The organism is Serratia ureilytica (assembly GCF_017309605.1).
GTDB lineage: Bacteria > Pseudomonadota > Gammaproteobacteria > Enterobacterales > Enterobacteriaceae > Serratia > Serratia ureilytica.
Genome location: NZ_CP071320.1, coordinates 3,765,896 through 3,792,218, shown reverse-complemented (window position 1 = coordinate 3,792,218; position 26,323 = coordinate 3,765,896). Strand labels below are relative to the sequence as shown.

Sequence of the window (26,323 nt, the reverse complement as noted above, 5' to 3'; positions counted from 1 at the left end):
AAACTGACGCTGAGGGAGAAGGAAATAATGGCGGCCGGGCGGCCGCCATGGCCGCATCAGAAGATGGTGATATCGGCGACGGAAGGGTAGACGTAGCTCGGGCGGAACGGCATGGTTTCGATGTCGCTCAGCGTGGAGACGCCGGACAGCACCAGCACGGTTTCCAGGCCGGCCTGGAAGCCCGCCAGAATGTCGGTGCGCAGGTTATCGCCGACGATCACCGTCTCTTCCGAGTGCGCCTGCATTTTGTTCAGTGCGGCGCGAATGATCCACGGGCTGGGCTTGCCGACGTAAAACGGCTTGCGGCCGGTGATCTTCTCAATGGGGGCGCACAGCGCGCCACAGGCCGGCGAGAAGCCGTGGCCGTGACTATCCGGGTTGGTGGCGATAAAGCGCGCGCCGTTGCTCACGAAGTAGGCGGCTTTATGCATCATGTCCCAGTTGTAAGAGCGGGTTTCACCGACGATCACGAAGTCCGGGTTGATGTCGGTGATGGTGAAACCGGCTTTGTACAGCTCATGGATCAGGGCGCCTTCGCCGACCACATAGGCTTTTTTGCCTTCCTGACGGCGCAGGAAATCGGCGGTGGCCATCGCCGAGGTGTAGAACGCGCTCTCCGGCACTTCCAGCCCGGCGGCGGCGAAGCGGTTCGCCAGATCCTGTGCGGTCTGTGATGGGTAGTTGGTCAGCACCACCAGCGGCATGCCTTGTTCCTGGATGCGCGCCAGGAACAGGTCGGCGCCGGGAACCGGCGTATTGTCATGCAGCAGCACGCCGTCGATATCGCATATAACGTTTTTGATTTTCATTTGTCGCTGTTTCTCATGATTACGGCAGGCGAAGGGTGACGATAACACGCCTGCCAGAAGCGGCGGATCAGCTTTCCAGCAATCGCTGCAAGAGCACGCCGTTGAGCATCGCGCGTTTGGCCAGGGCGAAAGCGCCGATCGCCGAGCGATGATTGAGTTCGGAGGTCACCACCGGCAGATTTTTGCGGAAGTCCTTCAGCACCTGGGTATTGATGCAGCTCTGGATCGCCGGCAGCAGCACCTTGTCCGCTTCGGTGATCTCACCGGCGATCACCACCTTCTGCGGATTGAACAGGTTGATGGCGATGGCCACCGCTTTGCCCAGATAGCGGCCTACGTGTTCGATCACTTCGCTGGCCAGCAGATCGCCGCGGTTGGCGGCCTTGCAGATGGCGTTGATGCCGCAGTCTTCCAGCGTCAGTTTGCTCGGGTAGCCCTGGCTCAGCAGCTGGCGCACGCGCTGTTCGATCGCGGCGTTGGCGGCCACGGTTTCCAGGCAGCCGAAGTTGCCGCAGTGGCAGCGTTCCCCCAACGGATCGATCTGGATATGGCCGATCTCGCCGACGTTGCCGTTGTTGCCGAGAAAAATCTGCCCGTTGACGATGATGCCGGCGCCGGTGCCGCGGTGCAGGCGCACCAGAATCGAGTCTTCGCAGTCGCGGGTGGCGCCGAAGTAGTGCTCCGCCAGCGCCAGGCTGCGGATGTCGTGGCCGACGAAGCTGGTGACGTTAAAGCGCTGCTGCAGGTTGTCCACCAGCGCCCAATTGCTGACGCTGATGTGCGGCATGTAGCGCACCACGCCCAGCGCCGGATCCACCAGGCCGGGCAGGATCACCGCGATGGCGATCAGCTCGCGCAGGCGGCGCTGGTTAGCGTCGATGAATTGGGCGATGGCGGCGAACAGCGCATTCTCCAGCGTTTCCTGAGTGCGTTCCGGCAGCGGATAGTGTTCTTCGCTGAGCGACTTGCCGCTCATGTCATACAGGGTGATGGTGGCGTCGTGGCGGCCGAGACGCACCGCGACGGTATGGAAATGACGGGTTTCCGACACGATGGAGATCGCGCGGCGGCCGCCGGTGGAGGCTTGCTGATCGACTTCTTTGATCAGCCCGCGCTCCAGCAGCTGGCGAGTAATTTTGGTGACGCTGGCGGGGGCGAGCTGGCTGAGTTCGGCAATCTGAATGCGCGAGATCGGGCCCTGCTGGTCGATCAGGCGGTAAACTGCCGCGCCGTTAAGTTGTTTGACTAAGTCAACGTTCCCTATTTGTGCTTGTCCGCCAGTGCTCATCAATAATTTTACTCGCTGTTCATTGAATTAAACCTCGTTACCGTTAACGAGCGTTTTGGTGATCTTGAAATCACGGGTGAAGGCGGTCAGGTTAGCCACCTTGCCGGCTTCGAGGGTGCCCAGACGGTGATCGACGCCGATGGCGCGCGCCGGATACAGCGTCGCCATGCGCAGCGCTTCGTCCAGCGCGATGCCGATATGCTCGACGCTGTTTCGCACCGCTTCGATCATGGTCAGCGCGGAACCGCTCAGGGTGCCGTTCTCATCCACGCACAGCCCATCCCGATAGTATATTGTTTTACCGGCGAAAATAAATTGGTCAATATCTGCACCCGCCGGCGCGGTGGCATCGGTGACCAAGACCAATTTATCACCTTTCAGGCGTTTGGCGTTACGGATACTCGCCCAGGCCACGTGATGGCCGTCGGCGATGATGCCGGTATAGACCTCCGGCGTATCGAAGATTGCCCCCATCAGCCCCGGTTCGCGGCCGGTGATATAAGGCATGGCGTTGTACAGGTGGGTGGCGAAGCTGATGCCGGCGGCGAAACCGGTGCGAGCCTGATCGTAGGTGGCGTTCGAGTGGCCGGCGGAGACCACGATGCCGGCCTCGGTCAGCTGCTTGATAAAGTGCGGTTCAACCATTTCCGGCGCCAGCGTCACCTTGGTGATCACGTCGGCGTTGGCGCACAGGTAATCGATCATTTCCTGGGTCGGCTTGCGAATGAACGCCGGATTGTGGGTGCCTTTTTTCACCGGGCTGAGGTATGGCCCTTCCAAGTGCAGGCCCAACGCCTGGTTTTGGTGCTTTTTCAGATAAGCGCGCATCACGTCGACGCTGTGCTTCATGAATTCGTCGCTGCTGGTGATCAGCGTCGGCAGATAGCTGGTGCAGCCGGATTTCTCGTTGGCGCGCTGCATGATCTCCAGCGTTTCTTCCGAGATCGCTTCCAGCGAATCGTTGAACTGTACGCCGCCGCAGCCGTTCAGCTGCACGTCGATAAGCCCGGGGGCCAGGATGGCGCCACCCAGGTCGCGCGTTTCGATGCCGGCGGGCAATTCAGCCGCCGGGCAGACTTTCTCGATCAGCCCATCAGCGATAATGACTGCATGGTCATCAAGTACGTCGTGGCCGGTATAGATTCGGCCGTGGGTTAAAGCGAACATCGTAGCCCCCTGCAAAGATTAAAGACTTTTAACGCTTTCCGCTTCTAACTCGCGGAAATATTTGACAGTTTTGACTTTCAGCTCCATGGTGGCCGGTTCGTCGCACACCACTACCGCTTTGGCGTGCAGCTGCAGACAGCTGATGGTCCACATGTGGTTGATATTGCCTTCCACTGCGGCTTCCAGCGCCTGCGCCTTGGCGTGGCCGGTGACCAGGATCATTACTTCTTCCGCGTCCAGCAGCGTGCCCACGCCGACGGTCAGCGCATATTTCGGCACCAGGCTGACGTCGCCGCCGAAGAAGCGCGAGTTGGCGATGCGGGTGTCTTCGGTCAGCGTTTTGATGCGGGTGCGCGAAGCCAGGGACGAAGCCGGCTCGTTGAACGCGATATGGCCGTCGATGCCCACGCCGCCCATGAACAGGTTAATTTTGCCGTAAGACTTGATCTTCTCTTCGTACTGGCGGCACTCGGCGTCGACATCCGCGGCGTTGCCGTTCAGCAGGTTGATATTTTCGCGAGGGATATCAACGTGATCAAAGAAGTTGCGGTACATGAAGGTGTGATAGCTTTCCGGGTGTTCCTGCGGCAGGCCAACGTACTCGTCCATGTTGAAAGTCACAACATGCTTAAAGCTTACTTCACCTGCTTTGTGCATCGCAATCAGATGTTTGTAGGCTTCCAGCGGCGTGCCGCCGGTGGGCAGGCCGAGAACAAACGGGCGCTCTGCGGTTGGCTTGAATGCGTTGATGCGTTGAACGATATGACGCGCGGCCCATTTGCCGACTTGTGCGGTATCTTTCAGTGGGATAAGTCTCATCTAACACCTCTTGGGATAAGTAAACTAAAGCTATACTGTACGGGCCTGCGGGAGTCGTAAGCGTAACCCAGCTTTATGATTCTCGCGTGAATCGTCCGTCCGGTTGATTTTTTGAATGATAAAATAAGTTTTGTGTGATGGCCAGCAATCTGGGAGGTAAAGACTACTTTTTGGTGATATTTATCACAAAAAGGGAGGTTTTAATTTGCGATACAAAATAAATTTTTTACACTCGGCATGAGTGATACGTGCCAAGCGCTGTTTCTAAAAAGGTAGTGAGAGCTCCAAATAAACTACTAATAGGGTCCGTCCGCGGACAACATAGGGGGAAAAGGTGAACATTCTTAGTTATTTGCAAAAGGTGGGACGGGCGCTGATGGTGCCGGTCGCCACGCTGCCCGCCGCCGCCATCTTGATGGGCGTCGGGTACTGGATTGACCCTGTTGGTTGGGGCGGCGACAACGCGCTCGCCGCTTTCTTCATTAAATCCGGCTCCGCTATCATCGACAACATGTCGGTGCTGTTCGCTATCGGCGTGGCCTACGGCATGTCCAAAGACAAGGACGGCGCCGCCGCGTTGACCGGCTTCGTCGGCTTCCTGGTGCTGACCACCCTCTGTTCGCCGGCCGCCGTGTCGATGATTCAGAAGATCCCGCTCGATCAGGTGCCCGCCGCGTTCGGCAAGATCCAGAACCAGTTCGTCGGTATTCTGGTGGGCATCATCTCCGCCGAAGTGTACAACCGCTTCAGCGGCGTCGAGCTGCCCAAGGCGCTGTCGTTCTTCAGCGGCCGCCGTTTGGTGCCGATCCTCATTTCCTTCCTGATGATCCTGGTGGCTTTCATCCTGATGTACATTTGGCCGGTGATCTTCAACGGTCTGGTGAACTTCGGTGAACACATTCAGAAAATGGGCTCGGTCGGCGCGGGCATCTACGCCTTCTTCAACCGCCTGCTGATCCCGGTCGGCCTGCACCACGCGCTGAACTCGGTGTTCTGGTTCGACGTGGCCGGCATCAACGATATTCCTAACTTCCTTGGCGGCCAGCAGTCGATCGAAGCCGGTAAAGCGGTTGTCGGCATCACCGGCCGTTATCAGGCGGGCTTCTTCCCGATCATGATGTTCGGTCTGCCGGGGGCGGCGCTGGCCATTTACCACTGCGCGCGTCCTGAGAACAAAGCCAAAGTGGCGGGCATCATGCTGGCGGCCGCTTTCGCCGCCTTCTTTACCGGTATTACCGAACCGCTGGAATTCTCCTTCATGTTCGTGGCGCCGGTGCTGTACGTGATCCACGCCGTGCTGACCGGTATCTCGGTGTTCATCGCCGCCAGCATGCATTGGATCGCCGGTTTCGGCTTCAGCGCCGGCCTGGTGGATATGGTGCTGTCGTCTCGCAACCCGCTGGCGACCCACTGGTACATGCTGATCCCGCAAGGCCTGGTGTTCTTCGTCATCTACTACGTTGTGTTCCGCTTCACCATCAAAAAATTCAACCTGATGACCCCGGGCCGCGAGCTGGCGGTTGCCGGTGACGAAACCGACGGCTACGACGTCAACGTCGACAGCAACGCCGGTAAAGACGAGAACGAAACCACCACCCTGGCTCGTCGTTACGTCGGCGCGATCGGCGGTTCCGACAACCTGACCGGCATCGACGCCTGCATCACCCGCCTGCGTTTGAACGTGAAAGACTCCGCGCTGGTGAACGACGCATTGGCGAAACGCCTCGGCGCGTCGGGCGTTATCCGCCTGAACAAGCAGAGCGTGCAAGTGATCGTCGGCACCCGTGCCGAACTTATCGCCAGCGCAATGCGCAACGTGATTGCGGCCGGCCCTGTAGCGGCAGCGGTGGCCCCGGCGGCGGCGCCTGCCGCGGAAGCTAAACCGCAGGCGGTGCCGAACGCGCCGAAAGCCGCGTTTGAAACGCTGCTGGCGCCGGTGACCGGCGAAGTGGTGGCGCTCGAACAGGTGCCGGACGAAGCTTTCGCCAGCAAGGCGGTAGGCGACGGCCTGGCGATTCGCCCGACCGACAAGATCGTGGTGGCGCCGGCTGACGGCACCGTGGTGAAAATCTTCAATACCAACCACGCATTCTGCCTGGAAACCGACAAGGGCGCCGAGATCGTGGTGCACATGGGGATCGACACCGTCGCGCTGGAAGGCCAGGGCTTCAAACGCCTGGTGGAAGAGGGCGCGGAAGTGAAAGCCGGTCAACCGATTCTGGAACTGGATCTGGATTACCTGAATGCCAATGCGCGTTCGATGATAAGCCCGGTGGTAGTCAGCAACTCTGACGAGTACGCCGGCCTGGCGGCGCTGGCCAGCGGCTCTGTAGTCGCCGGTCAGACCAAGCTGTATGAGATCCAGAAATAAGGCTGTTTTTACCTGAGTAGTGCCTGGGGCCGAACACGCATCATGGCGGAGTTTGCCCCGACTTGGCGGGAAGAGAGCGATCTCTTCCCGCTTTTTTTATCCCGTTTCGCCCCACGGCGGTGCGCTGCGCGCCGATGGTGCAACGCGCCGCATTTTTCATGAAACAAACGGTTGTTTCCAGACGTGGCTTGTTGGATCATAGGCGGTTATGTGTAGCGCTTTGCATTGAGGAACAGTGAAATGAGTGAGGCTGAAGCCCGCCCAACCAATTTTATCCGTCAGATCGTCGATGAAGATCTGGCGTCGGGGAAACACACGTCGGTACATACCCGTTTCCCGCCGGAGCCTAACGGCTATCTGCATATCGGCCACGCCAAGTCCATCTGCCTGAACTTCGGCATCGCCAAGGACTATCAGGGCCAGTGCAACCTGCGTTTCGACGACACCAACCCGGTGAAAGAAGACATCGAGTTCGTCGAGTCTATCAAGCACGACGTGGAGTGGCTGGGCTTTGAGTGGAGCGGCAACGTTCGTTACTCCTCAGACTATTTCGATCAGCTGCACCAGTATGCGGTGGAGCTTATCAGCAAAGGGCTGGCCTACGTCGACGAACTGTCGCCGGAGCAGATCCGCGAATACCGCGGCACCCTGACTGCGCCGGGCAAAGACAGCCCGTACCGCGGTCGCAGCGTGGAAGAGAACCTGGCGCTGTTCGAGAAGATGCGCAACGGCGAGTTCGCCGAGGGCGCCGCCTGCCTGCGCGCCAAGATCGATATGGCTTCGCCGTTTATCGTGATGCGCGATCCGGTGCTGTACCGCATCAAGTTCGCCGAACACCACCAGACCGGCAATAAATGGTGCATCTACCCGATGTACGATTTCACCCACTGCATTTCCGATGCGCTGGAAGGGATCACCCATTCGCTGTGCACCCTGGAATTCCAGGATAACCGCCGTCTGTATGATTGGGTGCTGGATAACATCACCATTCCTTGCCACCCGCGCCAGTACGAGTTTTCGCGTCTCAACCTCGAATACGCCATCATGTCGAAGCGCAAGCTGCATCAGCTGGTGGCCGAGAAGATCGTCGAAGGTTGGGATGATCCGCGCATGCCGACCGTCTCCGGTCTGCGCCGCCGCGGTTATACTGCCGCCTCGATCCGCGAGTTCTGCCTGCGCATCGGCGTAACCAAGCAAGACAACAACGTCGAAATGGTGGCGCTGGAATCCTGCATCCGCGACGATCTGAACGAGAACGCGCCGCGCGCCATGGCGGTGCTGGATCCGGTGAAAATCGTCATCGAGAACATGGGCGATGCGGTGGAAATGGTCAGCATGCCTAACCACCCTAACAAGCCGGAAATGGGCCACCGCGATGTGCCGTTCAGCCGTGAGATCTATATCGATCGCGCCGACTTCCGCGAAGAAGCCAACAAGCAGTACAAGCGTCTGGTGTTGGGTAAGGAAGTGCGTCTGCGCAACGCGTACGTGATCAAGGCCGAGCGCGTCGAGAAAGATGAAGCCGGCGAGATCACCACCATCTTCTGCAGCTACGATGCGGAAACGCTGAGCAAAGATCCTGCCGACGGCCGCAAGGTGAAGGGCGTGATCCACTGGGTGTCTGCGGCGCACGCGCTGCCGGCGGAAATTCGCCTGTACGATCGCCTGTTCAGCGTGCCTAACCCGGGCGCGGCGGAGGACTTCCTCTCCACCATTAACCCGGAATCGCTGGTGATCAAGCACGGTTTCGTTGAGCCGAGTCTGGCGGCCGCACAGCCGGAGAAAGCCTATCAGTTCGAGCGTGAAGGCTACTTCTGCGCCGACAGCCATTACTCTTCGGCTGAGCACCTGGTGTTTAACCGCACCGTCGGTCTGCGTGACACCTGGGCGAAAATCGAAGGCTAATCTTAATCGCCTCGAAAATTAATGTATCAGCGCGGCTCAGGCCGCGCTTTTTTATGCCTGCTATTGAGTAAATCATCTATTCCCGCCACGTTTTTCCGGGCTGCGTTTAATTAACTGCGGTGCGTTAATCAATAAGTTTTCTTAATTGGGCTTAGTAGTCTTAATCTTTACTTATATATTCGTGGTGCGAATTAATTTCATTTAGAGAGCGCTCTCAAATTTTATCTCCTGACTGACGGATTTAGTCAGGCTGAAACCATTAATCGTCTCTGGTTGACCTGGTATCCGTATTTATTCTGATTTAATTGAATTTTTTATTCGACACCTTCCATGAGTGCCAGCGTAACAAATTATCACCGATATGTGCTCCTTGTCATACTTTGACAAATCTTCCGCATTTTTCATTTGATAATTCGCGTCGCGAAAAATAGTCTGTCTGTAGCAATTAGTGCTGTGGGAATAACATCTCGTCGGCAATATTTTTACCCGTTCGGGTTTTTTATTGGCAGTCGTGCAGGGCAGTGGTGAACACAGGCGGCTGCAACTTTTAAGTTAAGTCAAAGAGGAATTTCAATATGGGTACGCACGGTGCTCAGCGTAAAACGCTGGCGCTCGCAGTCGCGGGCGCGCTGTTGGGAACAGGGTTTGCCATGGCGCCTGAGGCGAAAGCCGCAGGGTTTATCGAGGATTCCACGCTGACCGGCGGCATTTATTACTGGCAACGTGAGCGTGACCGTAAAGATCTCAATCCGGACAGCAAGGATTACAATCAATACACCACCAACCTGTCCCACTCTACCGCCAACCTGAGCCTGGATTTCGCGTCGGGCTACGCCTGGGACATGTTCGGTCTGGATGTCGGCACTTTTACCGCCATCGAACTGGCTGAATCCAGCGCCAGCGGTCACCCGAACGAAATCGCGTTCTCCTCGAAGAACCGTACCTACGACGAAGACTACTCCGGTGATAAAGGGGGTATCAGCCTGTACAAAGCCGCCGCCAAATTCAAATACGGCCCGGTCTGGGCGCGCGCCGGCTATATTCAGCCGAGCGGCCAAACCCTGCTGGCGCCGCACTGGAGCTTTATGCCGGGCACTTATCAGGGGGCTGAAGCCGGCGCCAAGTTCGACTACGGCGATGCCGGCGCGTTGAGCTTCTCCTACATGTGGGCCGACAAATACAAAGCGCCGTGGCATATCGAGATGGACGACTTCCGCCAGAACGATAAGAAAACCCGCGTCTCCTACCTGCACTCGCTGGGCGCCAAGTACGATTTCAAAAACGATCTGGTGCTGGAAGCCGCTTACGGCCAGGCCCAGGGGTACGTGAATCAGTACTTCACCAAGGCGTCTTACAAATTCGATCTGCTGGGCAACCCGCTGACCACCAGTTACCAGTTCTATGGCGCGGAAGACCGCATCAGCAACAAGAACGATCCGAACAGCATCTATGACGGCCTGGCCTGGCTGCAGGCGTTGACCTTCGGTTACACCACCGGCCAGTTCAACTGGCGTCTGGAAGGCACCATGGTCAAGGCGGAAGGCAATCAGGGCTTCTTCCTGCAACGTATGACCCCGACCTACGCCTCGTCAAACGGTCGCCTGGACGTGTGGTGGGATAACCGCTCCGACTTTAACGCCAACGGCGAAAAAGCGGTGTATGCCGGCGTGATGTATGACCTCAGCAACTGGAACCTGCCGGGCATGGCGGTCGGCGGCTCTTACGTTTACGCGTGGGACGCCAAGCCGAGCACCAACCCGATCTACGATCAGAGCCAGCGCCTGAAAGAGAGCGCCTGGAGTCTGGACGCGATGTACACCATCCAGGAAGGGCGAGCCAAGGGCACGCTGCTCAAGCTGCATTACACCCAGTATGACAACCACACCAACATCCCGAGCTGGGGCGGCGGTTACGGCAACATCTTCCAGGACGAGAAAGACGTCAAGTTCATGGTCATCGCGCCATTCACCATCTTCTGATGCGTTCCCCGGCCTTGCCGCCGGGGCAGTTAAGGGAATATCAACGATGAAAAAAATCATGCTGATGTTGGCGGCCGCTGCGGCCCTGAGCGCCTGTGCGCAACCCGCCGCGCCGCCGGAAGACGCCAGGTTGAAACAGGCTTACAGCGCCTGCATCAATACCGCGGAAGGCTCGCCGGAGCGTCTGCAGCCGTGCAAGGCGGTACTGAACGTGCTGAAACAACAGAAACAGCACCAGCAGTTCGCCGCGCAGGAAACGGTACGGGTGATGGATTATCAGAACTGCATTATGGCGGTTCACAGCGGCAACGGTCAGGCTTACGACGCCAAGTGCGGCAAGCTGTGGCAAGAAATTCGCGATAACAATAATTAAGAAGGACGAGAAGATGAACGCATTCAAACTGAGCGCACTGGCCGCCTTGACGGCAACGATGGGATTCCTGGGCGGCATGGGGAGCGCCATGGCCGATCAACAGCTGGTGGATCAGCTGAGCCAACTGAAGCTGAACGTGAAAATGTTGGATAACCGCGCCGGGGAAAACGGCGTGGATTGCGCGGCGCTGGGCGCCGACTGGGCCTCATGCAACCGGGTGTTGTTCACCCTGAGCAACGACGGGCAGGCGATCGACGGCAAAGACTGGATCATTTATTTCCACAGCCCGCGCCAGACTCTGCGGGTAGACAACGATCAGTTCAAGATCGCTCACCTCACCGGCGATCTGTACAAGCTGGAGCCGACCGCCAAATTCAGCGGTTTCCCGGCCGGTAAGGCGGTGGAAATCCCGGTGGTCGCCGAATATTGGCAGTTGTTCAGAAACGACTTCCTGCCCCGCTGGTATGCCACTTCCGGCGACGCCAAGCCGAAAATGCTGGCGAATACCGACACCGAAAATCTGGATCAGTTTGTGGCGCCGTTTACCGGCGATCAGTGGAAGCGCACCAAGGACGACAAAAATATTTTGATGACGCCGGCTTCGCGTTTTGTCAGCAACGCCGATCTGCAGACGCTGCCCGCCGGCGCGCTGCGCGGCCAGATTGTGCCGACGCCGATGCAGGTGAAAGTGCACGAGCAGGACGCCGATCTGCGCAAAGGGGTATCGCCGGATCTGAGCACGTTGGTCAAGCCGGCGGCGGATGTCGTCAACCAGCGCTTCGCGCTGCTGGGCGTGCCGGTTCAGGCCAACGGTTACCCGATCAAGACCGACATCCAGCCGGGCAAGTTTAAAGGCGCGATGGCGGTGCCGGGCGCTTATGAGCTGAAGATCGGCAAGAAAGAGGCGCGGGTGATCGGCTTCGATCAGGCCGGGGTGTTCTACGGGTTGCAGTCTATCCTGTCGTTAGTGCCGACCGACGGCAGCGGCAAGATCGCCACGCTCGACGCCAGCGATGCGCCGCGCTTCCAGTATCGCGGCATTTTCCTCGACGTGGCGCGCAACTTCCATAAGAAGGATGCGGTGCTGCGCCTGCTGGATCAGATGGCGGCTTACAAGCTCAACAAATTCCACTTCCACCTGAGCGATGACGAAGGTTGGCGAATCGAAATTCCCGGCTTGCCTGAGTTGACGGAAGTCGGCGGCCAGCGCTGCCACGATCTGAGCGAAACCACCTGCCTGCTGCCGCAGTACGGCCAGGGGCCGGATGTCTACGGCGGTTTCTTCACTCGTCAGGACTACATCGACATCATCAAATACGCCCAGGCGCGCCAGATTGAGGTGATCCCGGAGATCGACATGCCGGCGCACGCCCGCGCGGCGGTGGTCTCGATGGAAGCGCGCTACAAGAAACTGCATGCCGCCGGCAAAGAGCAGGAGGCCAACGAGTTCCGCCTGGTGGATCCGACCGATACCTCCAATACCACCTCCGTGCAGTTCTTTAACCGTCAGAGTTACCTGAACCCGTGCCTGGATTCCTCCCAGCGCTTTGTCGACAAGGTGATTGGCGAGATTGCCCAGATGCATAAAGAAGCCGGCCAGCCGATTAAGACCTGGCACTTTGGCGGCGACGAAGCGAAAAACATCCGCCTGGGCGCCGGCTACACCGACAAGGCGAAACCGGAACCGGGTAAAGGCATCATTGACCAGAGCAATGAAGACAAGCCGTGGGCCAAGTCTCAGGTGTGCCAGGTGATGATCAAAGAGGGCAAAGTGGCCGACATGGAGCACCTGCCGAGCTACTTCGGCCAAGAGGTCAGCAAGCTGGTGAAGGCGCACGGCATCGACAGAATGCAGGCCTGGCAAGACGGCCTGAAAGACGCCGAGAGTTCGAAGGCGTTCGCCACCTCGCGCGTGGGGGTCAACTTCTGGGACACCCTGTACTGGGGCGGTTTCGACAGCGTCAACGACTGGGCCAACAAAGGGTATGAAGTGGTGGTCTCCAACCCGGACTACGTCTATATGGACTTCCCTTACGAGGTGAACCCGGACGAGCGCGGTTACTACTGGGGCACCCGCTTCAGCGACGAGCGCAAGGTGTTCAGCTTCGCGCCGGACAACATGCCGCAGAACGCGGAAACCTCGGTTGACCGAGACGGCAACCACTTCAACGCCAAGAGCGACAAGCCGTGGCCGGGGGCATATGGACTTTCCGCTCAGCTGTGGAGCGAAACCCAGCGCACCGACCCGCAGATGGAATACATGATCTTCCCACGCGCGCTGTCGGTGGCGGAGCGCGCCTGGCATCGCGCCGGTTGGGAGCAGGACTATCGCGCCGGCCGCGAATACAAAGGCGGGGAAACCCACTTTGTCGATACCAAGACGCTGGAGAAAGATTGGCTGCGCTTCGCCAATATTCTGGGCCAGCGTGAACTGGCCAAGCTGGACAAAGGCGGCGTGGCTTATCGTCTGCCGGTGCCGGGCGCTCGCGTGGCGGGCGGCAAGCTGGAGGCGAATATCGCGCTGCCGGGGTTGGGCATCGAGTACTCCACCGACGGCGGTAAGCAGTGGCAGCGCTATGATGCCAAGGCTAAACCTGCGGTCTCCGGCGAAGTACAGGTGCGCTCGGTCAGCCCGGACGGCAAACGCTACAGCCGCGCCGAAAAGGTCTAAGAAGGGCGGTGCGGCCCGCAGTTTTGGCGGCGGGCCGCATCATAACGAAGGGGGAATGCGTTCGCCCGCGCGTGTCGGCGCAGGGCGGACGTTGTAGTGAGAGTAGTACGTGGAGTCGCTGTGCCGCTGCAATTGTGGTATTTCATGACATGATTTTCCCCGGCTGGTCCGGGGATTTTTTTTCCCGTTGTACGGCGGGCATAAAAAAACCGCCTCAAGGTGAGGCGGTTTTTCATAGCCGGTCAGGGCTTATTTCTTGTCGTGCAGCGTTTCGTCTTCGCGACAGTCGCCGGTTTCACAGTGGCCGTACAGGTACAGACTGTGGTTGGTGAGCTTGATGCCGTGCTGCTTGGCGATGTCACGCTGGCGCACTTCGATGGATTCGTCGCTGAATTCGATCACTTTGCCGCAATCCAGGCAAATCAGGTGATCGTGGTGATGCTGTTGGGTCAGCTCGAACACGGACTTGCCGCCTTCGAAATTGTGACGTGTCACAATGCCCGCATCGTCAAACTGGTTCAGTACGCGATAAACCGTCGCCAGCCCGATCTCTTCGCCCATATCAATCAGTTTTTTGTACAAATCTTCCGCACTGACGTGATGGCATTCCGGATTTTGCAGTACTTCCAGGATTTTGAGTCGCGGAAGCGTGACTTTTAAGCCGGCCTTCTTCAATGCGATGTTGTTGTCGGTCATGCGAATTCAGTCCTGTTACTATGCTAATCAAGTTGAGGCGTACTCGCCTGTGGCATCGGTCGGCACAAAGAGTTAATGCGTCTCATTATAGAACCGGTTGTACTAAATGGAAACCGCCGGTTGTTAACAAAGATATAATTGCACTATTGCATGTTTTGCATGCAACGCCTTGATGGATGGGATAAACCGATATCTCAGTCTACCGTGACGGGGTGGGAAGTTACAAATCTGTAGCTTCTATCGCAGCAATCCCTGTTGCCGATGACGGCCCTGTCGGCACACTATGCACTTTACAGGGCCTTTGTTCAACCTTTCGCCAGTCCCGGCGTTTAGCCGACGATATCGGCCAGGCTCAGCTCTTCGACGATTTGTTTGACCCAGGCGTCCACGCGCTCGTTGGTCAGCTCAGGCTGACGGTCTTCGTCGATCGCCAGACCGATGAAGTGGTTGTCGTCCGCCAGGCCTTTGGAGGCCTCGAAGTGGTAGCCTTTGGTCGGCCAGTGGCCCACGATGGCCGCGCCACGCGGTTCGATGATGTCGCGGATGGTGCCCATCGCGTCACAGAAGTATTCCGCGTAGTCTTCCTGGTCGCCGCAGCCGAACAGCGCCACCAGTTTGCCGTTGAAGTCGACTTCTTCCAGCGTCGGGAAGAAATCATCCCAGTCACACTGCGCTTCACCGTAGTACCAGGTCGGGATGCCCAGCAGCAGGATATCGAACCCTTCCAGGTCTTCTTTGCTGCTTTTAGCGATGTCATGCACTTCAGAGACGTCGTCGCCAAACTGTTTCTGGAGAATTTTCTGGATCATTTTGGCAATGTTTTCGGTATTGCCAGTGTCGCTGCCAAAGAAAATGCCTACAGTAGCCATATCGCGTATAACCTTTAAATTCAAGTAATTGCATTACTCGATGCCAGCACTGCCGCCGCTGACGCCGATTAAAATGATGCCATGACAAGAGCCTTTCGCCACGGGGGCGGGCGCCGACAGGCGCAGTCTCTTGCCGGTAAATGCGTATCATGCCAGAAAGTGGCGCCGGGGTTTTATCGCATTTATGCGATGCCGGAGAATGAAGAAAAGCGTGGTCGATCCGGCGTTGTCCTTAACGCCGCGCCGCGCGTGCGGCCGAAGAGATCAATGTTCCGGCTGTTCTTCCGCCAGTTGCGCCAACAGCATCTGCTCGATGAGTTCGCTGCGGCTAATGTTGCGCTGTTCCGCCAGTTTGTTCAGGGCGTCCACCGCATCCGCGTTGATTTTCAGCTCTACGCGCCGCAATCCACGCACTTTATCGCGCCGTAACTGATTGCGCTTATTGATTCTAAGCTGTTCATCGCGGGAAAGCGGGTTGGTTTTCGGGCGCCCCGGACGGCGTTCATCTGCGAACAGATCCAGCGTCGTGCGATCCGTTTGTTCTTTTGCCATAGGTAGCGGTACTGCAAGGGAGTTTGCATCAAAAAGCGCTCGCACGCTTCCGGAGGCATCGGTTAACACACTTCGGGCCAATAAACCCTAACCCAAATTCACCCCCGACCCGGCGTTCGCGAACGCGCTGGCGCGGCGGCAAAATTATAGCGCGCCATATTACCCCAGCAGATGGAGCGGCGACAATGCCTAACTGCGGGCTAAACGCGCTAAGCCGTTATCTTTAGCGCGTTTTTTCACCAGGTGAGCGTATTTTTCAGGCTTCGTCGAGGAAACGGTGGATGGCGCGCAGCACCGCCTCCGGTTTTTCGGCGTGCACCCAATGGCCGGTGCCGGCAACGACGTGCGCGCGGGCCTGCGGGAACTGGCGGGCGATGTCCGCACGGTAGCTGTCCTGCACGTACGGCGACAGGCCGCCGCGAATGAACAGGGTCGGGTGCGGCCAGGCCGGCACGTCCTGCCAGCCGGTGATGTCATCATAGCGTTCAATCAGCACCGGCAGGTTGAAGCGCCATTCGCCGTTATGGAAGGATTTCAGCAGGAACTGGATGACGCCTTCTTCCTGCAGGTAATCACGCATCAGCTGGGCGGCGGCCTGGCGCTGGGTGATGCCGGCGGCGCTGACGGCCTTCAGGGCGGCGAAAATCTCGTCGTGACGTCGGGTCTGGTAATTCACCGGCGCGACGTCGATGACGATCAGCTTGGCGACGCGCTCGGGCGCGATGGCGGTCAGCGCCATCGCCGCTTTGCCGCCCATCGAATGGCCGATGACGATCGCTTTCTCAAGCCGCAGTTCGTCGAGCAGCTCCAGCAGATCCTGCGCCATCGCGGGGTAGTTCATCTCGTCGGCGCGCGGGGAGAGGCCGTGGTTGCGCAGATCGACCTTAATTACGCTGTGACGCTGATGCAGATCGCGCGCCAGCACGCCCAGGTTGTCCAGATTGCCGAACAGCCCGTGGATCAGCAGCACCGGCAGCGCGTCTGACTCGGCGGCCAGCAGTTGATAATGTAATTTCATGGCGAAGTTCATACTGAGAGAGATTCAGATTAGGGTATCATGATTGAATCGCACGATGAATCATGCGGAATTTTCGCGGCGCGGGCTTGGCAGTGCCGGCTATAGGTATTAGTCTGCATTTGCCGTCCGGAGGCACATTGTTGTGTTCGCCCCAGCGCTTTTAACCTTATAATCCCATGGCTTGAATGCAGGATCTGGCTTCAGGTTCTAAGTAGAAAAAACAGTATTGGATAAAGATGAAAACTATTGAAGTCGACGAAGAGCTTTACCGTTATATTGCCAGCCACACGCAACACATCGGTGAAAGCGCGTCCGATATTTTACGCCGCATGTTGAAATTCACCGCCGGTCAGCCGGTGCGCGCGTTGCCTGCCGCCAGTGCGTCGCCGTCCGTCGAAGCGGAAAAAGCGGCGCCGGTTCAGCGCCCGCGCGATCGCGTACGCGCCGTGCGTGAACTGCTGCTGTCGGATGAATACGCCGAGCAGAACAAAGCGGTCAACCGTTTCATGCTGGTGCTGTCCACGCTGTACACCCTCGATGCCGCCGGTTTTGCCGCCGCCACCGAGGCGTTGACCGGCCGTACCCGCACCTATTTCGCCGGCGATCAGCAGACCCTGCTGGCCAACGGCACGCATACCAAGCCGAAGCATGTGCCGGGCACCCCTTACTGGGTGATCACCAATACCAATACCGGCCGCAAACGCAGCATGATCGAACACATCATGCAGGCGATGCAGTTCCCGGCGGAACTGATCGAGAAAGTTTGCGGTACCGTCTAATTTAGCGAACAGCCCGTCATGATGGCCGTGCGCGACGTATTTGCCCGGTCACCGACAGGGATGAGGGAGATATGTCGATGGCGAATAATCCACGTGCCGGGCAGCCCGCCCGTCAAAGCGATCTGATCAACGTAGCCCAGCTGACGTCGCAGTACTATGTGCTGCAACCGGAAGCCGGCAATGCCGCACATGCGGTGAAGTTTGGCACCTCCGGCCACCGCGGCAGCGCGCAGCGCCACAGCTTCAACGAAGCGCACATCCTCGCCATCGCTCAGGCGATCGCCGAAGTTCGTCATCAGCAGGGCACCACCGGCCCGTGCTACGTGGGCAAAGACACCCATGCGCTGTCCGAGCCGGCCTTTATTTCCGTGCTGGAAGTGCTGACCGCCAACGGCGTCGATGTGATCGTGCAGGAAAACAACGGCTTCACGCCAACGCCGGCGGTATCGCACGCCATTTTGTGCCACAACCGCCACGGCGGTGCCCAGGCCGACGGCATCGTCATTACGCCGTCCCACAACCCGCCGGAAGACGGCGGCATCAAATACAATCCGCCGAACGGCGGCCCGGCTGACACCAACCTGACGTCAGTGATCGAAAAGCGCGCCAACGAACTGCTGGCGCAGCAGCTGAAAGGCGTGCAGCGTCAGTCGCTGGACAAGGCCTGGAACAGCGGCCACCTGCACGCCAAAGATCTGGTGCAGCCTTACGTCGAAGGGCTGGTGGAGGTGGTCGACATGCCGGCCATCCAACGCGCCGGCCTGAAGCTGGGCGTGGATCCGCTCGGCGGTTCCGGCATCGCCTATTGGCAGCGGGTGGCGGAACACTACAAGCTGGATCTGACGCTGGTGAACGATTCCATCGATCAGACGTTCCGCTTTATGCACCTGGATCACGACGGCATCATCCGCATGGACTGCTCGTCGGAGTCGGCGATGGCCGGCCTGCTGGCGCTGCGCGACAAATTCGATTTGGCGTTCGCCAACGATCCGGATTACGACCGCCATGGCATCGTCACGCCGAAGGGTCTGATGAACCCGAACCACTATCTGGCGGTAGCCATCAACTACCTGTTCCAGCATCGCCCGCAGTGGGGCGCCGATGTTGCGGTAGGTAAAACGCTGGTGTCCAGCGCGATGATCGATCGCGTGGTGGCCGATCTGGGCCGCAAGCTGGTGGAAGTGCCGGTCGGCTTCAAGTGGTTCGTGGACGGTCTGTTCGACGGCAGCCTGGGCTTTGGCGGCGAAGAGAGCGCCGGGGCCTCGTTCCTGCGCTTCAACGGCCAGCCGTGGTCGACCGACAAAGACGGCATCATCATGTGCCTGCTGGCGGCTGAAATCACCGCGGTAACCGGTGAGAACCCGCAGCATCACTATGACGATCTGGCCAAGCGTTTCGGTGCGCCAAGCTACAACCGCATCCAGGCGCCGGCAACCCATGCGCAGAAAGCGGCGCTGTCCAAGCTGTCGCCGGAGATGGTCAAGGCCAGTACGCTGGGCGGAGACCCGATCACTGCACGTCTGACCGCAGCGCCGGGCAACGGCGCGTCGATCGGCGGCCTGAAAGTGATGACCGACAACGGTTGGTTCGCGGCTCGTCCTTCCGGCACCGAAGAGGCTTACAAGATCTACTGCGAGAGCTTCCTCGGGGCGGAGCACCGCGAGAAGATTGAGCACGAAGCGGTCGAGATCGTCAGCGAAGTGCTGGCTTCCGCCAAGTAATCACTTTTCTTGATTGATAAAAAGCGCTGTTTTTACAGCGCTTTTTTTATGGGCGCTATTTAGATATATCTTTTTCACGGCACGCGCTTGCGCATTTAGATATATCGATCTAGATTAGCGCTATCGATGCTGTTTAGATATATCTAAACAACCTCGTATTGATGTTCCCTACTAAAGCGAGGTCTCACCTTATGTTTCATCGATTAGGCTTACACCGGCATCATCATCACCATGAATGCGAAGAGGGTCGTCGTCATCGCGGCGGGCGCCATCACTTCGGCGGCGAAGGCGAAGAGCACGGCCGGGGTGGGCGCGGCGGCCGGGGCGGGCGTCATCGTCTGTTCGAACACGGCGATCTGCGCCTGGTGCTGCTGGCGCTGGTGGCGCGCAAGCCCAGCCACGGGTACGAATTGATCAAGGCGATCGAGGAAGCGTCATCCGGCCTGTACGTGCCGAGCCCGGGGGTGATTTACCCCACGCTGACGCTGCTGGAAGAGCAGGATTTCCTCGAACCGCTCACCACCGGCAACGGCCGCAAAAGCTACCGCATCACCGCGGCGGGCGAGGGCGAGCTGCAAAAGCATCAACAGGTGGTTGAGGTCATTCTGGCGCGTCTGGCGGGCGCCGGCCGCGAGCGTCATCGGCACGGCAACCTGGCGGAAGGCATCTACGACGCCATGAACCGTCTGCGCAGCCTGCTGCGCGGCAACGTGATGCGCGCCGATCTTACGCCGCAGCAGGTGGAGCGCATCAACGCCGCGTTGCTGACCGCCGTGGCGGCGATCGAAAGCGAAATGCAGATTCAACCTTCGCAACAGGAGAAGAACTGATGCCCGGCCACCGTTTTAACATTACCGTTGAAGCCCTGAGCGATCGCCAGGGCAATCCCGTCGAGAAAGCGCCGCTGAGTTTTGAAGTGAGCAACCACGACGATATTCTCGAGATCGTCGAGCGCATTCGGGCGCGTGACGATCTGAACTTCGGCCCCGAGCAGAGCGCGGCCTTCGCCGTGGGGTTGAAGCTGTTCTCCGAAGTGATGATCGAAAACCGCAAACACCCGGTGTTCGCTCCGCTGCGCGAGGCGTTTAAGGAATTTATGGTCGGATTGAAGAAGGGCCCGGCGGCGTAAAGGCGCGGCAAACCGCGCCCTCCGGGGTTAAGGCATGAAGCGATAGCCGACGCCGGTTTCGGTCAGCAGGTGTTTGGGCCGGGCCGGATCGGCTTCGAGCTTCTGCCGCAAATGGCCCATGTAGATGCGCAGATAGTGGCTGTGCTCCACGTAGTTCGGCCCCCAGACGTGGCTCAACAGCTGGCGTTGGGTGATCACCTTGCCGGCGTTGGCCAGCAGCTCCGCCAACAGGCGAAACTCGATCGGCGTCAGATGCAGATCTTCGTCGTTGCGCAGCACCCGGCGATTCACCAGATCGACGGTAATCGCCGAAAAGCTCACCAGCGGGCTTTCCTGTTGGCTAGCTGAGTGGCGACGCAGCGCGACCCGCACCCGCGCCAGCAGCTCACCGATGCCGAACGGTTTGCTGAGATAGTCGTCGGCGCCGGCGTCCAGCGCGGCGATCTTGTCCTCTTCGGCGTTGCGCGCCGAGAGCACGATCACCGGAATGGCGCTCCACTGCCGCAGATCGCGGATGTAGCTCAGCCCGTCGCCATCCGGCAACCCCAAATCCAGGATGATCAGATCCGGTTTGCGCGTGCCGGCCTCAATCAGCCCCCGCTGCAGCGTTTCACTTTCAAACACCCGCAGGCCTTCGCTCTCCAGCGCGGTGCGCACGAAGCGGCGGATCTCTTTTTCATCTTCAACAATCAGAATGTTGGTTGGCGTTATGCTCACGTTTCCCCTGCGTTGATTACAGATCGAAGGCGTCGCCGTCGATCTCGGGCGGTTTTTCCAGCGGCAGCACGAAGCGGAAGCTGGCGCCGCCGTTGGCGCCGTTTTCCGCCCAGATGCGGCCGTCATGCACTTCAATAATGGCACGACAAATCGCTAACCCCAAGCCGACGCCAGGGATCGCCGACTCTTTATTGCCGCGTGAAAACTTGTCGAAAATCAGCTGCAGCTGATCGGCGGGGATGCCGGGGCCGTTATCCCAGACCTCGACTTCCAGCCACTCGGGCAGCGTGCGGGCGCGAATGCCGATGGTGGCCTCGGCGCCGGCGTATTTATTGGCGTTTTCCAACAGGTTGGTGAACACCCGTTCCAGCAGGCTGCCGTCGCAGTTGACCAGGATCTGTTCCGGCGGCAGATCGACCTCGATCGGATGCTGGCTGAGCAGCGGCTCCAGCATGTGCAGCGAAGCGCCGACGATCTCTTCCAGCGACTGCCACTCTTTACGCAGGCTGAAACCGCCAGACTGGATGCGCGCCATATCCAGCAGGTTGTTCACCAGCCGGGTGGTGCTCAGCACCTGCTGGCGGATCTGGCTGGCCTGGGTGGCGTGATTGGAACCTTCGGCCGCCAGGTCCAGCGTGAGAATTTCCGCCTGGCCGAACAACACGGTCAGCGGGGTGCGCAGATCGTGCGACAGCGCCGCCAGCAGCGAGTTGCGCAGCTGTTCACGTTCGGCGTCCAGCTTGGCTTCTTCGGCGCTGCGCGCCAGGTGCAGCCGTTCCAGCGCACTGGCGATCAGCACTGCGAAGGTTTGCAGCAGCCGCTGTTGTTCCGGCACCATCAGCTGGCGCAGGTTGTTGGGTTCGATCGCCAACAGGCCGAAGGTCTGTTTGGGGGTATTGAGCGGCAGCAGTTGGTAAGGCACGCCGGGCAGGGTGTCGGTGCCGGCGCCGGCCGGCAAGCCTTTATCGAAACTCCAGCGCGCGATGGCTTCGTCTACCGACAGCAGCCCGCCTTCCTCGCCGATCATTTGCTGCAGCCGGCCGTCTTCCTGCGGCAGCAGCAGCACGGTTTTCGCCTGGAAGCTGCTGGAGAGGAAATGACGGCTGGTGTCGGCGATGTCGGCCACGGTCAGCGCGCGGCTCAGCCCGCGTGACATTTCGTACAGATGGCGCGCCCGCTGCTCGCGATAGCGCGCCACCCGGGCCTGATAACGCACCCCGGCGGTCAGGTTGCCGATGATGATGCCGACGGCGAGCATCACGCCGAAGGTCAGCAGATACTGCATATCGCTGACGGCGAACGACCATTCGGGCTGAACGAAGAACAGATCGAAACTGGCGACGTTGATCACCGCCGCCAGCACCGATGGCCAGCGGCCGAAGAACAGCGCGACGATCGCCACGCCGAGCAGGTAGACCATCACCAGGTTGGCCTGATCGAAGCCCGGCAACAGCCACTGCGAGAGCAGGGTGATCAGCGCGCACAGCGCCACCGCCACCGCGCAGCCGCGCAGCTGCATGCGCCATTTCTCATTGAAGCTGCGGCCGTCGTGCTCCTTGCCCGGCGGCGGCTGTACGGCGTCGCTGTCCAGCGCGACGATCACCAGATCGAGATCCGGGCCCAGGCGGCCGAGGCGATCGGCGAAACTGCCGCGCAGCTTCCAGCGCTGCTCGCTGCGGCGGCCGATGATGATTTTGCCGAGGTTATGTTCGCGGGCGTAGCGCAGCACTGCGCGCTCTTCGGACGGATCGGCCAGGGTGGCGGTTTCGGCGCCCAGCTCCTGCGCCAGCCGCAGCGCGCGCAGAATGGCGCGGCGCTGGTTTTCCGGCAGCCGGTGCAGCTTGGGGGTTTCCACGTAGACCGCGTGCCAGTGGCAGCCGAGCCGCGCCGCCAGCCGGGCGGCGATGCGCACCAGCTTTTCGTTGCCGCTGTTGTGGCCGACGCACAGCAGAATGCTGTCGCGGGTGTGCCACACTTTCTCGCGTCCCTGGGTGTCGCGAAACTCGCGCATCTGGTCATCGACCCGATCGGCGGTGCGGCGCAGCGCCAACTCGCGCAGGGCGATCAGGTTGCCTTTACGGAAAAAATGCTCGATGGCGCGCTCGGCCTGACCGGGAATATACACTTTGCCTTCGTGCAGCCGTCGGCGCAGATCGTCCGGCGGCAGATCGACCAGCACCACTTCGCTGGCCTCGTCAAACACGTGGTCGGGCACCGTTTCGCGCACCCGCACGCCGGTCACGCCGCCCACCACGTCGTTCAGACTTTCCAAATGTTGTACGTTGACGGTAGTCAGCACGTCGATACCGGCGTCCAGCAGCTCTTCCACATCCTGCCAGCGTTTGGGGTGGCGCGAACCGTGGGCGTTGCTGTGCGCCAGTTCGTCCATCAGGATCAGCGCCGGATGGCGCGCCAACGCGGCGTCGAGGTCGAATTCCTGCACCAGTCGCCCGCGATGCTGGATGCGCTTTTGCGGCAACAGCGCCAGGCCGTCGAGCAGGGCGGCGGTCTCGCTGCGGCCGTGGGTTTCCACCACGCCGACCAGCACGTCCAGCCCCTGGGCGCGCAAACGCTGGGCCTCCTGCAGCATGGCGTAGGTTTTGCCCACGCCGGCGCAGGCGCCGAAGAATACCTTCAACCGGCCGCGCGGTTTTTCATTGGCCAGCGCCAGCAGGCTATCGGGATCGGGACGCTGCTGTTCTTCTTCGACCATGACAATTCCTTGTGTTACCAAGCAAAAAGGGGTTCGGCATGCCGAACCCTATCACTATGCTGAATACGGCGCGTTACTTCAACGCATCCAGCGCCAGGTTCAGCTTCAACACGTTGACCACCGATTCGCCCATGAAGTTGGGCGTGGCCCGATCGGTGTTGTCTTCGATCAGTTTGGCGACCTGTTCCGGCGGCAGATGACGTGCCGCCGCGACCCGCGCCAGCTGATACCGCGCCGCAGCGGTCGAGATCTGCGGATCCAGCCCGCTGCCGGAGGCGGTCAGCAGATCCACCGGGATCGGGCCGCTCATGGCCGGATTGGCCTGGCGCAGCTGCGCCGCGCGTTCGGCGATAACCTTATCCAGCGCCGGGTTGGTGGCCGCCAGGTTGCTGCCGGCGGAGGCCTGTGGATTATAGGCTGAATCGCCGGTCGCCGACGGGCGGCCCCAGAAATAGTCGGCGCGCGTGAAGTTCTGGCCAATCAGCGCGGAGCCGACCGCCTTGTCGCCCTGGTACAGCAGCGAACCGTTGGCCGCGCCCGAAAACAGCAGCTGCGCCAGCCCGGTGGTCAGCAGCGGATAGGCGATGCCGGTGAGCAGCGTCAGCAGGATCAACATCACCAGCGCAGGTCGTAAATATGTCATGTTCTTTTCCCTCAATGGTTAACCGGCGACGTGCAGCGCGACCAGGATCAGGTCGATCAGTTTGATGCCGACGAACGGCACCAGCAGACCGCCGACCCCGTACAGCCACAGGTTGCGGCGCAGCAGAGCCGCGGCGCTCATCGGTTTGTAGCTCACCCCTTTCAGCGCCAGCGGGATCAGAAACACGATCACCAGGGCGTTGAAGATCACCGCCGACATGATGGCGGAGGCGGGGGAGTGCAGGTGCATCACGTTCAGCGCGTTCAGCTGCGGATAGGTGGCCGCGAACGCCGCCGGAATGATGGCGAAGTACTTGGCCACGTCGTTGGCGATGCTGAAGGTGGTCAGCGAGCCGCGCGTCATCAGCATCTGTTTGCCGATATGCACCACTTCGATCAGCTTGGTCGGGTTGGAATCCAGATCGACCATGTTGCCCGCCTCTTTGGCGGCCTGGGTGCCGGAGTTCATCGCCACCGCCACATCGGCCTGCGCCAACGCCGGGGCGTCGTTGGTGCCGTCGCCGGTCATCGCCACCAGACGGCCCTCCGCCTGATACTGGCGGATCAGCGCCAGCTTGGCTTCCGGCGTGGCTTCCGACAGGAAGTCGTCCACCCCGGCTTCGGCGGCGATCGCCGCCGCGGTCAGCGGGTTATCGCCGGTGATCATCACCGTTTTGATGCCCATCTTGCGCAGCTCATTGAAGCGCTCTTTGATGCCGCCCTTGACGATATCCTTCAACGCCACCACGCCCAGCACCCGTGCGCCTTCCGCCACCACCAGCGGCGTGCCGCCGGTGCGCGCCACGCTTTCCACCAGATCGTCCACCGCCCGCGGGAAGTGCCCCTGATTGGTTTCGACGTGACGGCGAATGGCGTCCACCGCGCCTTTGCGGATCATGCGCTCCTGCACGTTGACGCCGCTCATGCGAGTCTGGGCGGAGAAGGGCACGAAGGTGGCGTTCAGCGCCTGCAGATCGCGCTCGCGCAGGTTAAAGCGCTGTTTGGCCAGCACCACGATGCTGCGGCCTTCCGGCGTTTCGTCCGCCAGCGAAGCCAGCTGCGCGGCGTCCGCCAGCTCTTGCTCTTTCACGCCCGGCGCCGGCAGGAACTCCGAAGCCTGACGGTTGCCCAGCGTAATGGTGCCGGTTTTATCCAGCAGCAGCACGTCCACGTCGCCGGCGGCTTCCACCGCGCGGCCGCTGGTGGCGATCACGTTGGCGCCGAGCATGCGGCTCATCCCGGCCACGCCGATGGCGGACAGCAGACCGCCGATGGTGGTGGGGATCAGGCAAACCAGCAAGGCGACCAGCACGGTGATGGTGACCACGCTGCCGCTGCCGGCCGCCTCGACGCTGTATTGCGAGAACGGGAACAGGGTGGCGGTGGCCAACACGAACACGATGGTCAGCGCCACCAGCAGGATGGTCAGCGCGATTTCGTTCGGCGTTTTGCGGCGTTTGGCGCCTTCCACCATGGCGATCATGCGATCGAGGAAGGTTTCCCCCGGGTTGACGCTGCACTGCACCACCAGCCAGTCGGACAGCACGCGGGTGCCGCCGGTGACCGAGGAGAAGTCCCCGCCGGATTCGCGGATCACCGGGGCGGATTCCCCGGTGATGGCGCTTTCATCCACCGAGGCGCCGCCCTCCAGCACTTCGCCGTCGCACGGAATGGTGTCGCCGGCTTCCACCAGCACGATATCGCCTTTGCGCAGGCTCTCGGCGGCCACTTTCTCCGTGGCGCCGTCGCGGCGCGGGCCGGCCAGTTTTTTCGCCCAGCTGGTTTTCTTGGTGCCTTTCAGGCTTTCCGCCTGGGCCTTGCTGCGGCCTTCGGCCAGCGCCTCGGCGAAGTTGGCGAACAGCACGGTGAACCACAACCACAGGGAGACGCTGCCGGTAAAGGCGGCGGCACCGTCGGTTTGGCCGGCGAGGATCGCCAGCCAGATGGCGGTGGTCAGCAGGCTGCCGATATACACCACGAACATCACCGGGTTGCGCCATTGAACGCGAAGGTCCAGTTTTTTCACCGCATCGATCAGAGCGGTGCGCACCAGAGCCGGTTCAAACAGCGCGCGTTGTTTGCGAGTCATCTCTTATTCTCTCTCT

General features: G+C 60.0%; 21 protein-coding genes. 9 read left to right on the top strand and 12 right to left on the bottom strand.

Annotated elements, in window-relative coordinates; translation table 11 throughout:
- Positions 1 to 56 precede the first annotated feature (56 nt).
- The 4 genes from J0X03_RS17880 to nagB all read right to left on the bottom strand — a co-directional run bounded on the left by J0X03_RS17880 (position 57) and on the right by nagB (position 4,083).
- Entirely contained in the window at positions 57 to 809 is a 753-nt protein-coding gene (locus J0X03_RS17880; RefSeq protein ID WP_004939957.1) for an HAD-IIA family hydrolase, read from the bottom strand.
- A 67-nt stretch (positions 810 to 876) separates the two neighbouring features.
- Positions 877 to 2,097 (bottom strand): DNA-binding transcriptional regulator NagC, encoded by a 1,221-nt coding sequence (gene nagC, locus J0X03_RS17875; RefSeq protein ID WP_019454064.1) that lies wholly within the window; start codon positions 2,095 to 2,097, stop codon positions 877 to 879.
- 27 nt (positions 2,098 to 2,124) lie between these two features.
- A complete protein-coding gene (gene nagA / locus J0X03_RS17870; protein ID WP_033642173.1) occupies positions 2,125 to 3,264 on the bottom strand; it encodes an N-acetylglucosamine-6-phosphate deacetylase in 1,140 nt (379 codons plus the stop codon).
- An 18-nt stretch (positions 3,265 to 3,282) separates the two neighbouring features.
- Positions 3,283 to 4,083 (bottom strand): glucosamine-6-phosphate deaminase, encoded by an 801-nt coding sequence (nagB, locus tag J0X03_RS17865; protein WP_004939952.1) that lies wholly within the window; start codon positions 4,081 to 4,083, stop codon positions 3,283 to 3,285.
- Between the two features lie 334 nt (positions 4,084 to 4,417).
- On the opposite strand from nagB, the gene nagE reads away from it, so the two are divergent.
- The 5 genes from nagE to J0X03_RS17840 all read left to right on the top strand — a co-directional run bounded on the left by nagE (position 4,418) and on the right by J0X03_RS17840 (position 13,382).
- Positions 4,418 to 6,454 (top strand): N-acetylglucosamine-specific PTS transporter subunit IIBC, encoded by a 2,037-nt coding sequence (gene nagE / locus J0X03_RS17860; RefSeq protein ID WP_033642174.1) that lies wholly within the window; start codon positions 4,418 to 4,420, stop codon positions 6,452 to 6,454.
- Between the two features lie 240 nt (positions 6,455 to 6,694).
- Complete coding sequence (gene glnS / locus J0X03_RS17855) at positions 6,695 to 8,359, top strand: glutamine--tRNA ligase (protein WP_047572354.1); 1,665 nt, start codon at positions 6,695 to 6,697, stop codon at positions 8,357 to 8,359.
- A 575-nt stretch (positions 8,360 to 8,934) separates the two neighbouring features.
- Positions 8,935 to 10,338, top strand: a complete 1,404-nt coding sequence (gene chiP / locus J0X03_RS17850; protein ID WP_033642176.1) for a chitoporin ChiP — start codon at positions 8,935 to 8,937, stop codon at positions 10,336 to 10,338.
- Between the two features lie 46 nt (positions 10,339 to 10,384).
- Positions 10,385 to 10,711, top strand: coding sequence for a ChiQ/YbfN family lipoprotein (chiQ, locus tag J0X03_RS17845; protein WP_160204081.1), 327 nt, complete (start codon positions 10,385 to 10,387; stop codon positions 10,709 to 10,711).
- Positions 10,712 to 10,724: 13 nt separating this feature from the next.
- Positions 10,725 to 13,382 (top strand): beta-N-acetylhexosaminidase, encoded by a 2,658-nt coding sequence (locus J0X03_RS17840; protein ID WP_108680281.1) that lies wholly within the window; start codon positions 10,725 to 10,727, stop codon positions 13,380 to 13,382.
- A 249-nt stretch (positions 13,383 to 13,631) separates the two neighbouring features.
- Here the strand turns inward: J0X03_RS17840 and fur are convergent, their stop codons facing one another.
- From fur to ybfF, 4 genes are all read right to left on the bottom strand, one after another.
- Entirely contained in the window at positions 13,632 to 14,078 is a 447-nt protein-coding gene (gene fur, locus J0X03_RS17835) for a ferric iron uptake transcriptional regulator (protein ID WP_019454058.1), read from the bottom strand.
- A 329-nt stretch (positions 14,079 to 14,407) separates the two neighbouring features.
- The gene (gene fldA / locus J0X03_RS17830) at positions 14,408 to 14,947 is read right to left on the bottom strand and encodes a flavodoxin FldA (protein ID WP_004939938.1); all 540 of its coding nucleotides are present in this window, start codon (positions 14,945 to 14,947) and stop codon (positions 14,408 to 14,410) included.
- Between the two features lie 264 nt (positions 14,948 to 15,211).
- Complete coding sequence (ybfE, locus tag J0X03_RS17825; protein ID WP_004939936.1) at positions 15,212 to 15,499, bottom strand: LexA regulated protein; 288 nt, start codon at positions 15,497 to 15,499, stop codon at positions 15,212 to 15,214.
- 256 nt (positions 15,500 to 15,755) lie between these two features.
- A complete protein-coding gene (gene ybfF, locus J0X03_RS17820) occupies positions 15,756 to 16,529 on the bottom strand; it encodes an esterase (RefSeq protein ID WP_080273370.1) in 774 nt (257 codons plus the stop codon).
- Between the two features lie 224 nt (positions 16,530 to 16,753).
- Between ybfF and seqA the strand changes: the two genes are divergently transcribed.
- The 4 genes from seqA to J0X03_RS17800 all read left to right on the top strand — a co-directional run bounded on the left by seqA (position 16,754) and on the right by J0X03_RS17800 (position 20,146).
- Positions 16,754 to 17,296 carry a replication initiation negative regulator SeqA gene (seqA, locus tag J0X03_RS17815; RefSeq protein ID WP_033651164.1) on the top strand — a complete coding sequence of 181 codons (543 nt, stop codon included), beginning with the start codon at positions 16,754 to 16,756 and terminating at the stop codon, positions 17,294 to 17,296.
- A 77-nt stretch (positions 17,297 to 17,373) separates the two neighbouring features.
- A complete protein-coding gene (gene pgm, locus J0X03_RS17810; protein WP_047025831.1) occupies positions 17,374 to 19,017 on the top strand; it encodes a phosphoglucomutase (alpha-D-glucose-1,6-bisphosphate-dependent) in 1,644 nt (547 codons plus the stop codon).
- A 191-nt stretch (positions 19,018 to 19,208) separates the two neighbouring features.
- Positions 19,209 to 19,847 carry a PadR family transcriptional regulator gene (locus J0X03_RS17805; protein ID WP_033642180.1) on the top strand — a complete coding sequence of 213 codons (639 nt, stop codon included), beginning with the start codon at positions 19,209 to 19,211 and terminating at the stop codon, positions 19,845 to 19,847.
- The gene (locus J0X03_RS17800) at positions 19,847 to 20,146 is read left to right on the top strand and encodes a DUF3861 domain-containing protein (RefSeq protein ID WP_033642181.1); all 300 of its coding nucleotides are present in this window, start codon (positions 19,847 to 19,849) and stop codon (positions 20,144 to 20,146) included. Before J0X03_RS17805 ends, J0X03_RS17800 begins: the two co-directional genes overlap by 1 nt.
- Before the next feature lie 27 nt (positions 20,147 to 20,173).
- Here J0X03_RS17800 and kdpE read toward each other — a convergent pair whose 3' ends face one another.
- From kdpE to kdpB, 4 genes are all read right to left on the bottom strand, one after another.
- A complete protein-coding gene (gene kdpE / locus J0X03_RS17795; protein ID WP_033637458.1) occupies positions 20,174 to 20,863 on the bottom strand; it encodes a two-component system response regulator KdpE in 690 nt (229 codons plus the stop codon).
- Between the two features lie 16 nt (positions 20,864 to 20,879).
- Entirely contained in the window at positions 20,880 to 23,576 is a 2,697-nt protein-coding gene (gene kdpD, locus J0X03_RS17790) for a two-component system sensor histidine kinase KdpD (RefSeq protein WP_160204082.1), read from the bottom strand.
- A gap of 73 nt (positions 23,577 to 23,649) precedes the next feature.
- A complete protein-coding gene (kdpC, locus tag J0X03_RS17785; RefSeq protein WP_033642183.1) occupies positions 23,650 to 24,219 on the bottom strand; it encodes a potassium-transporting ATPase subunit KdpC in 570 nt (189 codons plus the stop codon).
- A gap of 18 nt (positions 24,220 to 24,237) precedes the next feature.
- Positions 24,238 to 26,307: a potassium-transporting ATPase subunit KdpB gene (gene kdpB / locus J0X03_RS17780; protein ID WP_160204083.1), complete on the bottom strand. Its 2,070-nt coding sequence runs from the start codon at positions 26,305 to 26,307 to the stop codon at positions 24,238 to 24,240.
- Positions 26,308 to 26,323: the final 16 nt, after the last annotated feature.

Excerpts from the sequence above, each read along its gene's own strand:
- J0X03_RS17880 (WP_004939957.1), bottom strand. The coding sequence starts at position 809 with ATGAAAATCAAAAACGTTATATGCGATATCGACGGCGTGCTGCTGCAT.
- nagC (WP_019454064.1), bottom strand. The coding sequence starts at position 2,097 with ATGAGCACTGGCGGACAAGCACAAATAGGGAACGTTGACTTAGTCAAA.
- chiP (WP_033642176.1), top strand. The coding sequence starts at position 8,935 with ATGGGTACGCACGGTGCTCAGCGTAAAACGCTGGCGCTCGCAGTCGCG.
- fldA (WP_004939938.1), bottom strand. The coding sequence starts at position 14,947 with ATGGCTACTGTAGGCATTTTCTTTGGCAGCGACACTGGCAATACCGAA.
- pgm (WP_047025831.1), top strand. The coding sequence starts at position 17,374 with ATGGCGAATAATCCACGTGCCGGGCAGCCCGCCCGTCAAAGCGATCTG.
- ybfE (WP_004939936.1), bottom strand. The coding sequence starts at position 15,499 with ATGGCAAAAGAACAAACGGATCGCACGACGCTGGATCTGTTCGCAGAT.
- J0X03_RS17800 (WP_033642181.1), top strand. The coding sequence starts at position 19,847 with ATGCCCGGCCACCGTTTTAACATTACCGTTGAAGCCCTGAGCGATCGC.
- J0X03_RS17840 (WP_108680281.1), top strand. The coding sequence starts at position 10,725 with ATGAACGCATTCAAACTGAGCGCACTGGCCGCCTTGACGGCAACGATG.
- J0X03_RS17805 (WP_033642180.1), top strand. The coding sequence starts at position 19,209 with ATGTTTCATCGATTAGGCTTACACCGGCATCATCATCACCATGAATGC.
- nagB (WP_004939952.1), bottom strand. The coding sequence starts at position 4,083 with ATGAGACTTATCCCACTGAAAGATACCGCACAAGTCGGCAAATGGGCC.
- glnS (WP_047572354.1), top strand. The coding sequence starts at position 6,695 with ATGAGTGAGGCTGAAGCCCGCCCAACCAATTTTATCCGTCAGATCGTC.
- chiQ (WP_160204081.1), top strand. The coding sequence starts at position 10,385 with ATGAAAAAAATCATGCTGATGTTGGCGGCCGCTGCGGCCCTGAGCGCC.
- fur (WP_019454058.1), bottom strand. The coding sequence starts at position 14,078 with ATGACCGACAACAACATCGCATTGAAGAAGGCCGGCTTAAAAGTCACG.
- nagA (WP_033642173.1), bottom strand. The coding sequence starts at position 3,264 with ATGTTCGCTTTAACCCACGGCCGAATCTATACCGGCCACGACGTACTT.
- ybfF (WP_080273370.1), bottom strand. The coding sequence starts at position 16,529 with ATGAACTTCGCCATGAAATTACATTATCAACTGCTGGCCGCCGAGTCA.
- kdpB (WP_160204083.1), bottom strand. The coding sequence starts at position 26,307 with ATGACTCGCAAACAACGCGCGCTGTTTGAACCGGCTCTGGTGCGCACC.
- kdpC (WP_033642183.1), bottom strand. The coding sequence starts at position 24,219 with ATGACATATTTACGACCTGCGCTGGTGATGTTGATCCTGCTGACGCTG.
- seqA (WP_033651164.1), top strand. The coding sequence starts at position 16,754 with ATGAAAACTATTGAAGTCGACGAAGAGCTTTACCGTTATATTGCCAGC.
- kdpD (WP_160204082.1), bottom strand. The coding sequence starts at position 23,576 with ATGGTCGAAGAAGAACAGCAGCGTCCCGATCCCGATAGCCTGCTGGCG.